Annotated in this window: 12 protein-coding genes; 5 read left to right on the top strand and 7 right to left on the bottom strand. The window is 65.4% G+C overall.

The features are described from left to right. Nucleotides 1-557: 557 nt before the first annotated feature. Entirely contained in the window at nucleotides 558-824 is a 267-nt protein-coding gene (gene rpsT / locus RPPS3_RS24410) for a 30S ribosomal protein S20 (RefSeq protein ID WP_107346358.1), read from the bottom strand. 364 nt (nucleotides 825-1188) lie between these two features. Between rpsT and RPPS3_RS24405 the strand changes: the two genes are divergently transcribed. The 3 genes from RPPS3_RS24405 to RPPS3_RS24395 all read left to right on the top strand — a co-directional run bounded on the left by RPPS3_RS24405 (nucleotide 1189) and on the right by RPPS3_RS24395 (nucleotide 3104). Continuing rightward, complete coding sequence (locus RPPS3_RS24405; RefSeq protein ID WP_107346357.1) at nucleotides 1189-1506, top strand: hypothetical protein; 318 nt, start codon at nucleotides 1189-1191, stop codon at nucleotides 1504-1506. A gap of 168 nt (nucleotides 1507-1674) precedes the next feature. Next, nucleotides 1675-2331: a peptide-methionine (S)-S-oxide reductase MsrA gene (gene msrA, locus RPPS3_RS24400; RefSeq protein WP_107346356.1), complete on the top strand. Its 657-nt coding sequence runs from the start codon at nucleotides 1675-1677 to the stop codon at nucleotides 2329-2331. 131 nt (nucleotides 2332-2462) lie between these two features. After that, a complete protein-coding gene (locus RPPS3_RS24395; RefSeq protein ID WP_107346355.1) occupies nucleotides 2463-3104 on the top strand; it encodes a polysaccharide biosynthesis/export family protein in 642 nt (213 codons plus the stop codon). Nucleotides 3105-3132: 28 nt separating this feature from the next. Here RPPS3_RS24395 and RPPS3_RS24390 read toward each other — a convergent pair whose 3' ends face one another. Beyond that, a complete protein-coding gene (locus RPPS3_RS24390) occupies nucleotides 3133-3804 on the bottom strand; it encodes a dienelactone hydrolase family protein (protein ID WP_107346354.1) in 672 nt (223 codons plus the stop codon). A gap of 54 nt (nucleotides 3805-3858) precedes the next feature. Continuing rightward, nucleotides 3859-4227: a hypothetical protein gene (locus RPPS3_RS24385; protein ID WP_107346353.1), complete on the bottom strand. Its 369-nt coding sequence runs from the start codon at nucleotides 4225-4227 to the stop codon at nucleotides 3859-3861. A 219-nt stretch (nucleotides 4228-4446) separates the two neighbouring features. Between RPPS3_RS24385 and RPPS3_RS24380 the strand changes: the two genes are divergently transcribed. Continuing rightward, nucleotides 4447-5550 carry an HD domain-containing protein gene (locus RPPS3_RS24380; RefSeq protein WP_107346352.1) on the top strand — a complete coding sequence of 368 codons (1104 nt, stop codon included), beginning with the start codon at nucleotides 4447-4449 and terminating at the stop codon, nucleotides 5548-5550. A 113-nt stretch (nucleotides 5551-5663) separates the two neighbouring features. Here the strand turns inward: RPPS3_RS24380 and RPPS3_RS24375 are convergent, their stop codons facing one another. Continuing rightward, nucleotides 5664-7250 (bottom strand): AMP-binding protein, encoded by a 1587-nt coding sequence (locus RPPS3_RS24375; protein WP_107346351.1) that lies wholly within the window; start codon nucleotides 7248-7250, stop codon nucleotides 5664-5666. A 277-nt stretch (nucleotides 7251-7527) separates the two neighbouring features. Between RPPS3_RS24375 and RPPS3_RS24370 the strand changes: the two genes are divergently transcribed. After that, nucleotides 7528-7806: a DUF3551 domain-containing protein gene (locus RPPS3_RS24370; RefSeq protein ID WP_107346350.1), complete on the top strand. Its 279-nt coding sequence runs from the start codon at nucleotides 7528-7530 to the stop codon at nucleotides 7804-7806. Nucleotides 7807-7828: 22 nt separating this feature from the next. Here the strand turns inward: RPPS3_RS24370 and RPPS3_RS24365 are convergent, their stop codons facing one another. From RPPS3_RS24365 to RPPS3_RS24355, 3 genes are all read right to left on the bottom strand, one after another. Further along, nucleotides 7829-8056, bottom strand: coding sequence for an FmdB family zinc ribbon protein (locus RPPS3_RS24365; protein ID WP_107346349.1), 228 nt, complete (start codon nucleotides 8054-8056; stop codon nucleotides 7829-7831). An 87-nt stretch (nucleotides 8057-8143) separates the two neighbouring features. Continuing rightward, nucleotides 8144-9994, bottom strand: a complete 1851-nt coding sequence (gene recQ / locus RPPS3_RS24360; protein ID WP_107346348.1) for a DNA helicase RecQ — start codon at nucleotides 9992-9994, stop codon at nucleotides 8144-8146. Between the two features lie 146 nt (nucleotides 9995-10140). Then, nucleotides 10141-11691 (bottom strand): AMP-binding protein, encoded by a 1551-nt coding sequence (locus RPPS3_RS24355; protein ID WP_107346347.1) that lies wholly within the window; start codon nucleotides 11689-11691, stop codon nucleotides 10141-10143. Between the last annotated feature and the right edge of the window lie 82 nt (nucleotides 11692-11773).

Below are 11773 nucleotides of genomic sequence, written 5' to 3'. Positions count from 1 at the left end.
AGCAGAACAGGCAACTAATCACTTCGGGATCGGCAAGATTTTGAATCTGTGCATAGATTCGATGTGCGTTGCGAGCGTGACATTTTGGCCGCGTGCCTAAAAGAATTTCATGAATCCTTTACCTTTGACGCTCGGGCGGGGGCGTTTTCCAAATGGTCGTCCGCGCTTTGCCGATAAGTGGTTCGCTCGCCGCGGATTTTTGTGAGCGCTCGGACAGGGTAACCCTTGTCACAAACGACCGCGTAGTTGCACGAGGAAGCGCGCGTCGAAAGTCAAGCGAGTCCGACAAAGATCGGAGTTCCTGCTGTGCCGCAGCGTTTTCTTGAGCCGTGCGTCAAGCGCGGTTGACGCTTGATGGTGTGTTGTTCCGGAACGAGGCAGGTGACGGCGAAGACGCGCGTCATTCGATTCAAATTATGAGCGAGCGCGTACCGTAATCGAGTGAGCAACTACACGACCGGGCGCGGCGAGCATGGTCATGCTGGCGCAAGCGGTCGCCGAAAAAGAAAATGCCCGGCAGAGCCGGGCATCGAAACCATCCAAGATGATGGTGAGAATTACTTCGCCAGCTTGGCGATGCTGTGGGTCAGGCGCGACACCTTCCGGCTCGCGGCGTTCCGGTGGATGATGTTGCGCTGCGCAGCGCGCATCAGCTCGGGCTCGGCGCGAGCCATCGCCTTCAGCGCCGCTTCGCGGTCGCCGCTCGCGATCGCCTCTTCGACGGTCCGGACCGACCCACGCATCTGAGTCCGACGCGACTTGTTCACCGCGGTGCGCCGGGCGATCTTGCGGGTCGCTTTCTTGGCGGAAGACGTATTAGCCATGATCTCTCAAATCCTGCAGCGGCCTCTGCTCGAGCGGCCGGGGCTGATTGGCGGAGCCGCAATCGCGACGCGCCGTGTGTTCCGGATGTTGCTGAAGATGCTCCCGGAGCCGACACGGCCGCAATTCACGGCGCCGCCCAAAGAACAGCGGCGGCAGGATCGCCCCTACCGCCATCGGCCGCGTTATACTGGCAGTGCCTTCCAGCGTCAACGGGGACGCGCGGTTCTAGGGCCCGGGGCGGTTCCGGCCCAGGGCCTGAGGCGCTCCAGATGTGGTCCAAGTTGCTGACGAGGTTGAATTCTGCCGTTCTGCCCGGTAAGCCCGGCCTGGGGCAGAGGCGAATTTCTGATCGGGGTGGTTGAGATGATCCGCGGCTTCTTTCGGCTGATCGGCCTGCTGTTCCTGACCGGGGGGTTCATCTTCCTGGTCTATGACGGCGCGCGGTCGGTCGCCGACAATTCGGTGCAGTGGACCAAGCTCGGCGACTTCTGGAACGACATCCACCAGGCCAGCCAGCAGTCGTTTCACGACTGGGTCGAGCAGACCGCCCCGTGGCTTTGGACCCACATGGCCAAGTTCGTGCTGACCCAGCCGACCTTCGCGGTGCTGGGCGTGATCGGGCTGGCGCTGATGCTGCTGTTCCGTCCGCGCAAGCCGCTGATCGGCTACGCCCGCGACTGACGGGCGGAGCGCGGCGTAACAATCTCGCCGCCGCTGCGAAGACACCTATATCCTGAAATTGAGTTGAGAGCCGATTGCATCAGCGCCACGCTGAGGCTCGGCTGTCGCCATCATGCGGGCGCGGACGCGCGGCATCCGCCGCAATCGGCCGCGCCGGGAGGGTCTTCGATGTTCTTCATGCGCAAATCGACCGCAATGCCGAGTGCCGACGAGGCGTTGCCGGGCCGGCCGACGCCGATCCCGACGGCACAGACGCATTTCGTGAACGGCAACCGGCTGCAGCCGCCGTTCCCGGAAGGCCTGCAGCAGGCAGTGTTCGGGCTCGGCTGTTTCTGGGGCGCCGAGCGCAAGTTCTGGCAGCTCGGCGACGGCGTTTACAGCACCGCGGTGGGCTATGCCGGCGGCTTCACGCCCAATCCGACCTACGAGGAGGTCTGCTCGGGCCGCACCGGCCACACCGAAGTGGTGCTGGTGGTGTTCGATCCGGCCAAGATCTCCTACGAGGCGCTGCTCAAGACGTTCTGGGAAAGCCACGATCCGACCCAGGGGATGCGGCAGGGCAACGACGTCGGTTCGCAGTATCGCTCGGCGATCTACACGTTCGGCGACGACCAGAAGCGCGCGGCGGAAGCCTCACGCACGACCTATGGCGCTGCGCTGAAGGCCAAGGGCTATGGGCCGATCACCACCGAGATCGCACCGTCCGGTCCCTTCTATTATGCCGAGGACTACCACCAGCAATATCTCGCCAAGAATCCCGGCGGCTATTGCGGGCTCGGCGGCACCGGCGTGTCGTGCCCGGTCGGGGTCGGCGTCACCGCCTGACGATCGCGTTCGTCCGTCGCCCCGGCGGCGGACGGGCCTCGCGCGAGTACGGGGGCGCAAGCCAAACCCAAACCGTTTGTTAACCCTAACGGGGCATAAACGAAGCTGTCTCGTGGCAAGGGATAGCTCCAGTGCGTGTCGTAGGCGCGTTTCAAGTATCGATGATCATCGTGGCGACCGCGCTCGCGCTGGGCGGCTGCATGCGGCGGCCTGGGCCGGTCGCGATGGTGCAGCCACAGAACACCCTCGACACCATGGCCTATGGCGGTGGCGTTCCGCCGATGGCTGCTGCCTATGCGGCGCCGAGCGGGGAGCCGGCCTACCGGCTCGATGCCGGCGATCGGCTGCGCGTCGTCGTGTATGGCCAGGAAGGGCTTACCAACACCTATGCGATCGATGCCGCCGGCTCGATCACCATGCCGCTGATCGGCGCGGTGCCGGCACGCGGTCGCACCCCCGCCGGTCTTGCGGCCGAAATCACCGCGCGGCTGCGCCGCGGCTTCATTCGCGAGCCGTCGGTCGCGGTCGAAGTGGAATCGTATCGGCCGTTCTTCATCCTCGGCGAGGTCACGGCGCCTGGCCAATACCCGTACGTGCCGCATATGAGCGTCGAGAGCGCGGTTGCGATTGCCGGCGGCTTCACCCCGCGCGCCCAGCGCGACCGGGTCACGGTGACGCATCCGGAAGGCGGCGGCATGGTGCGCGAGGTGGTGCCGCTCGGCACGCCGCTGAGCCCCGGCGACACCGTCTATGTCGGCGAACGCTGGTTCTGAGCCGGCGAACGCGCTGTCCGATCCTGCTTTACTTCAGATGCGCGGCGAAGAACGTCAGGCTGCGTTGCCACGCCAGGTCTGAGCTCGGCTTGTCGTAGCTGGCGCGTTCGTCGCAGCCGAAGCCGTGCTGCGCGCCCGGATAGGCCAGGATCTCGACCTCCGGCCGCTTGGTCCGGATCGCATCGACGTCGCTGAGCGGAATCCCGGAGTCCTTTTCGCCGAAATGCAATTGCGTCGGCACCAATGGCTTGTCGTCGGCGAAACGCACAATGGCGCCGCCGTAATAGCCGACCGCGGCCTTCAGCCCGTGCAGCTTGGTGGCCGCCGCATAGGCGACGCTGCCGCCGAGGCAAAAGCCGATGATGCCGACCGGTCCGATGCTACTGACGGCGTCGATCGCCGCCTGAGTGTCGCGCAGCATCGCCGGCCAGTCGGGATTGGCGACGAACTTGCGCGCCACCGCGATCTCGTCCGGCGAATAGCCGCTCTGGAAGTTGCGCTCGCTGCGATCGAAGATCGACGGCGCGAGAGCGACGTAGCCTTCCGCGGCGAGGCGGTCGCAGACGTTGCGGATGTGGTGATTGACGCCGAAGATCTCCTGGATCACCACGATTGCGGCTTTCGGCGGACCGGCGGGATCGGCCCGATAACCGCCGAGTTCGAAACCGTCAGCAGCCTTCAGCGTGATGTCGTGTCCCACGGGCGATCCTTTGCGCATGTGATGATGAGGTCGGTGCGACGAAGCTGGCGGCGGTTAGCGCCACATCCAGTTGCGGCCCCAGTCGCCCTTCCATCCTGCCAGCCGGCCGTGACGGAATTGCAGATACAGCCGGTCGCGGCGGTCGAAGAAGCCGCTGCCGCCCTGGGTGCGGATCACCATGAAAATCTCGTCGCCGGGTTTGCCGCTGACGTAGTTGAGCGGCATGCCGAGCGCTGTGGCCGCCTGGTTGGCATCCATGCCGAACACCAGCGGCGTGGTGTTGGACAGTGTCGCGACGAACGGCGGCGGGACGGTCACCGCAGGTTGTTGCGCGAACGCCGGCGCGGCCGATAGCAGCAGCGCGCCCGCCAGAGTTGCAGCACCACAGAGCCGAGGTGCGATCGCTAGATTTGTCGCAGTCATCTGTCCCCGTTCCGCCCCATTCATCACGGCACTCTGTCGCAGCAATCATAACGCTGCAGCTGGTCAGAGCGAGACCTCGCATAATCACGGTTTTGACATTGTATCAAATGTGAAACGTGAAGGTCACGGCTCGTTAACAACGCCCATTAATCTCAGGGAACCAGTTTCTCGTTAGTGTAAGGACATTACCTGCCAACGGTAGCAATCCCGGTGACCTTCATGAATGCATTAGCCCGACAGCCCGCCTCCAACCCTGCGCCGCGCCGGCGTTTGTTGCTGGCGTCCGATCGCCGTGACGGCAGCGTCGACATCGCGGGCATTCTGGCGAGCGTGGCGGAGGTCGAGACCGTGCCGACGGCGCACCTGCCTGACGCGCCGGCGCGCGATCTGTCGGGCATTGTGGTCGATATCAATCTGCGCTCGGCCGACAGCGTGCAACTGGTTCGGCGCAAGCTGCTCGGCGGCGCCTATCAGCCGATGCCGCGGCTGTTCGTGCTCGCCGACGAGTTGCATCACGGCTCGATGCAGGCGTGGGCGCTCGGCGCGACCGACACCATCGCCCGTCCGTTCGATCCGCGCGATCTGTTGCAGCGGGTCCGCTCGGCATTTCCCGATCCTTCCGAAGACACCGCGACCGCCCGCGCCGAAGCGCTGAGCGACGGCGTCACCGCCGCCCACAAGGTGCTGGTGAAGATCTTCGAGCGGCTGCACGGCAAGCCGCTGACGTTCCAGGACGTGATGCAGGCGGAAGGTCCGATCCTCAAGGCGATCAAGCGCTCGTCGCTCCGGGAATGGCTCGCCACCGTCGGCCGCCATCACGACGAGAGCTATCGGCTGTGCCTGTTCGCGACCGGCTTCGCGGTGGCGTTCGCGCAATACCTCGGCATGCGCGAAGAGGATCAGCGCCGGCTGACCCGTGCGGCGCTGCTGTACGACGTCGGCAAGGCGTATGTGGATGTCTCGGCGCTCGACAATCTCGACAATCTGAAGGGCGAGGCGCTGCGCAAATATCGCGAGCATCCGCGGCTCGGCTACGAGGCGCTGGTCGCCGAAGGCAGCTTCCCGCGCGAGACGCTCGACGTCGTGCTGCACCATCACGAACTGCTCGACGGCTCGGGCTATCCGGACGGGCTGCACGGCGATCAGATCGCCGACATCGTCCGCATCACCACGATCGTCGATATCTTCGCGTCGCTGGTCGCGCCGCGCAAGAACCACAAGCCGATGTCGCCGCTGCAGGCCTTCATCACGATGGAGAACATGGGCGGCAAGATCGACCAGCGCCTGCTGCAGGCGTTCCGCCCGGTGGCGATGGGCGGCTGATCGGGCCCTGTCATTTCCGGGACGCGCGAAGCGGACCCGGAATTGCTTCGTCCTGAACCTCGAGATTCCGGGTTCGCGCCTCGCGGCGCGCCCCGGAATGACGTGAGGGATGATTACTCCGCCAGCATCTTGCGGAGTTCGGCTTTCGCCACCTTCTCCAGCGTCGAGCGCGGCATGTCGTCGACCAGCCGCACTTCACGCGGCCGTTTGAAGTCGGCGAGCGCGGCCGCGCAGGCGGCGGTGATGCGATCGGCAAAATCCGGCGGCGCCGCGGCGACGCCGCCCTGCGGGATTACGAACACCACCGGCACCTCGTCGAGCATCGGGTGTTTCTTGGCCACCACCGCGGCTTCGCGCACGCCCGGCACGGTGATCACCACCTGCTCGATTTCGGATGCCGCGACATTCTCGCCGCCGACCTTCAGCATGTCCTTGGCACGGTCGCCGAACCGAATTGCGCCGTGCTCGAGCCGCGTCACGCGGTCGCCGGTGATGAAGTAACCGAACTCATCGAAACTGTCGCGCGTCGCCGCCTCGTTATGCAGATACTCCTTGAACAGCGACAGACCCGGCACGCCTTTGATCAGCAGGTTGCCGGTGTCGCCGACGCGTGTCGGGGCGCCGTCGTCACCGACGATGCGGATCGCGTATTCGGGCGCAGCGCGGCCGATCGATATCGGCGTGTTGAGCTGATCGGCTTCGGCGATGATGCCGTGGGTGATGGTCTCGGTCATGCCCCACCAGCCGATGATCTTGATGCCGAACGAGGCGAACGGCGGCGGTTCGGCCACTGCGGTGCCCCACAGCCGGAAGCGATGCGTCTTCGGGACCTCGTGCTCGAGCAGCGCCTTCATGCAGAACGGGATCGTCGACAGCCAGGTGCAGCCATGCTCCAGCGAGACCTTCCAGAAGCGGCTCGCCGAGAACCGCGGCTGCACCACGACAGTGCCGCCGACCCACAGCGTCGACAGCATCGAATAGGCCAGCGCATTGGTGTGGAACAGCGGCAGATACAACAGATGCACGTCATCGGCGCGCAGCGTCTGGTGCGCGGCGTTGATCTTGGCGCCCCACAGCGCGTTGGCGTGGGTCCACAGCACCGCCTTGGGGCGCGACGTGGTGCCCGAGGTGTATTGCACGCTGCACGGCGCCAGCGGATCGGTCGGGCGACGCGGCCGGTCGGCGCTGTCGCCAAACAGACTGTCGAACGAGTCGCCCTTTGCGACCGGCTGCGCTGCGATTGCCGCGCCGGGATCGTGTCCGATCACCGCCATCCATTTCAGTTTCTTGCAGTTCGTGGCCACCAGATCGGCATAGGCCGGCTGGGTGATGGCGGCGACCGCGCCGCAATGGTCGGCGAAGTACTCGATCTCTGCGGCGGCCGAACGGGTGTTGGTGGTGACCGCAATTGCACCGAGCTCCGTGCAGGCGAACCAAGCGAGCAGAAACTCGACGCAATTGTCGAGATGGATCAGCAGGTAATCGCCTGGCTTGATGCCGCGCTTGGCGAGGCCGGCGGCGAGCGCGCCGACGCGCTCATGGAATTCGCCGTAGCTCCAGCTCCGCGACGGGCCGTCGAACGGCGCCCAGATCACGAAAGGATGCTCGCGCCGCGCCTCGGCGTGCAGCTTCAGCAGCCACGGCACGTCCATTCCGTCGAATGGCGTCACCACGCCCGGCGCTTCGATCAGCTGCGACATGTCTCGTCCTCCTTTTGTCCCGCGCGTGCTGCGCGTTGTTGTTGGCGTTCCGCGCTGCGCAATTCGCACGCGGTCGCATGATGGGAGGTTTGCCATCCGCCGCGACGGCGCGCAATCGGTCCGGCCGGCGTCACCGGATGCGCGGATCGCAAGGCTCAGCGCGCGGTGCGGCGGCGACGCGTCGCAGCTTCGATGATGCTTTTGTGAAAGCCGGTCCGGAACGGCACTCGGACGCTGCGGTTCTGTCTCGCATCGGTGACAACACAAGGAGAGCGAGATGAGACGTCTGGCATTGGCAGTGATGGCGCTCGGCGCACTTGGCGCGACGCAACTGATCGGCGCCCAGCCGGCGGCGGCGAGCGTCGAATATCCGTACTGCATCCAGGGCAAGCAGCAGGGCTACCCCGGCGACTGCAACTACGCCAGCTACTCGTCTTGCCGTTTCACCGCGAGCGGCGCCGGCGGCAACTGCGTCATGAATCCGCGCTACAGCGCGTGGGATCGCGGCTACGACAGCTACGGCTACGCGCCCGCCAACGCAGTCGGCGGTTATTGATCGGCTCGCGTGGGCGCGGTCCTTAGAGACCGCGCTCCTTGCGACTAAAATTCGACAAATGCCCCTCGCGCGCCGCCTGAGCGCGAGCGGCTTTCATCACGCTCTTGCTCTTGCCGGGCGGGGCGGTGCGAGACACCAGCCGCTCCATCCGCCGGCTGCCGCAGGCCGGGCACGGCGGGTTGTCGTCGAAGCCGACCAGCAATTCGCTGTCTTTGTCGCATTGCTTACAATGGAAGCCGTAGAGCGGCATCGCGACACCTCCTGAAGTCCGTCAGGAGAAGCTTTGCAGGATCCGGACCACTTCCTTCCTTTAGGCTGGCGATGGTCCGGCGGCCGGCTAACGGCGTTCGCCGATCACCGCCAGTAGCGCGGCGCCGTAATGCTCGAGCTTCTTGTCGCCAATGCCCGGAATGCCCCGCATCTCGTCCAGCGTTCGCGGTTTTGCCGCGGCCAGCCCATCGATAGTGGCATCGTGCAGGACCACATAGGCCGGCACGCCGCGAGCCTTGGCCACTTCAGATCGCCACGCCTTCAGCGCGGCAAACAGCTCTGGATCGCCGCTGGTCTCGCGCTGGGCGCCGCCGACCAGATCGCCGCGGCGCGATTTCGACCGCGGCGGGCGGCCGGTCTGCTCGCGCAGCGCTACCTCGGACTCACCCTTCAGCACCGCACGCGAGGTCTCGGTCAGCTTCAGCGCGCCGAACGCCTCGCTGTCCGGCGCCAGGTGCCCCAGCGACACCAGTTGGCGGATCACCGCGCGCCATTGTTTCTCGCCAAACTCGCCGCCGATGCCGAACACCGACAGCTTGTCGTGGCCGAACTGAGAAACGCGCTCGGTCAGCCGGCCGAGCAGCACGTCGATCAGGTGTTGGGCGCCAAACCGCTGCCCGGTGCGATAGGCGCAGGACAGCAGTTTCTGTGCGGCGACCGTGCCGTCGATCACCTTCGGCGGGTTCAGGCAGTTGTCGCAGTTGCCGCATTGCGGGTGCGGCGAGGTTTCGCCGAAATAGCCGAGCAGCCGCGTGCGCCGGCAGCCGGTGGATTCGCACAAGCCGACCAGCGCATCGAGCTTGCCCATCGAGACCCGCTTGAAGGCGTCCGAGCCGCTGCTCTCGTCGATCATCCGGCGCTGCTGCACGATGTCGGACAGGCCATAGGCCATCCACGCGTCTGAGGGCTTTCCGTCGCGCCCGGCGCGTCCGGTCTCCTGGTAATAGGCCTCGATGCTCTTGGGCAGATCGAGATGCGCGACGAACCGTACGTCCGGTTTGTCGATCCCCATGCCGAACGCGATCGTGGCGACGATCACGATGCCGTCCTCATTGAGGAAGCGGTCCTGATTGCGCGCGCGAACGTCCGGCGGCAGGCCGGCGTGATACGGCAGCGCAATGAGGCCGGATTTGCTCAGGGTCTCGGCGATGTCCTCGACCTTGGCGCGTGACAGGCAATACACCACGCCGGAATGGCCGCGGTGGCGGTCGTCGATGAAGGCTTTGAGCTGGGCCGGTGCGTTCTGCTTGTCGACGATGGTGTAGCGGATATTCGGCCGGTCGAAGCTCGACACGAAGCAGGGCGCATCTGTCAGCGCCAGCCGCTCGGCGATCTCGCGCCGGGTCAGCGCGTCGGCCGTCGCGGTGAGCGCGATCCGCGGCACGTTCGGAAACTTCTCGGCGATGGCCGAGAGGCCGACATATTCGGGGCGGAAGTCGTGGCCCCATTGCGACACGCAATGCGCCTCGTCGATCGCAAACAGCGACAGCTTGGCTTTAGCCAGCAGCGCCAGACAGCGCGGTGTCAGCAATCGCTCGGGTGCGACATACAGCAGATCGAGTTCGCCCTTGAGGAGCTGCTGCTCGATCGCGTTGGCCTCGTCGTAGGACAGCGTCGAATTCAGTGCGGCCGCGCGTACGCCGCTCTCCAGCAGCCCGGCCACCTGGTCGCGCATCAGCGCGATCAGCGGCGACACCACCACGCCGCAGCCGTCGCGCAGCAGCGCCGGCAACTGGTAGCACAGCGACTTGCCGCCGCCGGTCGGCATCAACACCAGCGCATCGCCGCCATCGGCGACATGCCGCACGATCGCTTCCTGCTGGCCGCGGAACGACGACAGGCCGAACACATGCTGCAACGTCGACAGCATCCGTGCGTCGAGGTCGTCGTCGGTTTCGCGGGGCGCGGAACGGATCATGCGCGCGGGCAGGGGAGCGGGGACATGAGGTCCCTATAGCCCATTCCCACCGATTCTGCCCATGAGGCAGTTGCCTCTCCCCGGGCACAGCGCGCTCCCTCTCCCGCGCGCGGGAGAGGGAGTGCGCCGTGCTGCGTCGCTCCGCCTCACACGATCCGGCTTTCCTTCTTGCCCCAATAGCGGTCGCGCAGCAGGCGTTTGTAGAGTTTGCCGGTGGGGAGCCGGGGCAGTTCGTCCATGAAGTCGATCGAGCGCGGCACCTTCTGCCGCGACAGCGATTGTGCGCAAAAGGCAATCAGTTCGGCGGCGAGGTCGGCGCCGGCGGCGACGCCCGGCATCGGTTGCACCACCGCTTTGACCTCCTCGCCGAGATCTTCGTTCGGCACGCCGAACACCGCGGCGTCCGCGACCTTCGGATGGGTGATCAAGAGGTTCTCGCACTCCTGCGGATAGATGTTCACTCCGCCCGAGATGATCATGAAGGTGGCACGGTCGGTGAGGTGCAGGTAGCCGTCGTCGTCGACATAGCCGACGTCGCCGACGGTGCTCATGCTGCCGTCTTCCGAGCGGGCTTCCTGGGTCTTCCTCGGGTCGTTGAAGTACTCGAACGGCGTCGCGGTCTTGAACCAGATCTGGCCGGGCGTGCCTTTCGGGCACGGCTTCATGCCGTCGTCGAGAATATGCAGATCGCCGAACATCACCTTGCCGACCGTGCCGCGATGCGCCAGCCATTCGGCGCTGTTGCAGGCGGTGAAGCCGAGACCTTCGGTGGCGCCGTAATATTCGTGGATGATCGGTCCCCACCATTCGATCATCTGTTCCTTGACCTGCGGCGGGCAGGGCGCTGCTGCGTGGATTGCCACTTCCAGCGTCGACAGATCGTAGGCTTTCCGCACCTCCTCCGGCAGCTTCAGCATCCGCGAGAACATCGTCGGCACGAGCTGGCTGTGCGTCACCTTGTGCTTCCCGATCAGCGCCAGATACTGCTCCGGATCGAAATGCTCCATGATGATCACGGTGCCGCCGTCGCGGATGGTGAGGCCGACCGCAGCCTGCGGCGCCGAGTGATACAGCGGCGCGGGCGACAGATAGATCATGCCGTTGCGATACTTCCACAGCATGTTGAGGAAGTGGAACAGCGGCAGCGGTTCGGACGGCGGCTGCTCCGGCAGCGGGCGCAGGATGCCCTTCGGCCGTCCTGTCGTGCCGGACGAATACAGCATCGCAGTGCCGAGGCTTTCGTCGGCGATCGGCGTGTCCGGCAGATTCTTGGTCGCGTCGGCGAGCCCGACGATCCGCTCGCTCTCGCCGTCACCGTCGACCACCACGCACAGCGTGACGTTGGGGCATTCCTTCAGCGCATCGCGGGCGACATCGAGCTTGGCTTTCGAGGTGATCAGCGCGCGCGATTCGCTGTTGGTCAGGATGTAGGCGAGCTCGGCCGGCGTCAGGTAGGAGTTGACGCAGGTGTAGTAATAACCGCTGCGCTCGCCGGCGGCGCACGCCTCGATGTAGCGGTTGTTGTTCTCCATGAAGATCGAATAGTGGTCGAGCCGCTTCAGGCCGTGATTGCGCAACAGATGCGCCAAACGGTTGCTGCGAGCCTCGAGCTCGGCATAGCTCACCGTCTCTCCGGTGGAAGCCATGATGAAGGCGGGATGGTCGGGGCGGGTCTTCGCGAACTGGCCGGGATACATCGTGCTCCTCGTTCGTCAGTGTCTATTCATCCGTCATTGCGAGCGAAGCGAAGCAATCCAGAGGGCCGTGCACTGGCCCTGG

The organism is Rhodopseudomonas palustris (assembly GCF_003031265.1).
GTDB classification, from domain to species: Bacteria; Pseudomonadota; Alphaproteobacteria; order Rhizobiales; family Xanthobacteraceae; genus Rhodopseudomonas; species Rhodopseudomonas palustris_H.
This window is presented reverse-complemented; position numbering and strand designations above follow the sequence as displayed.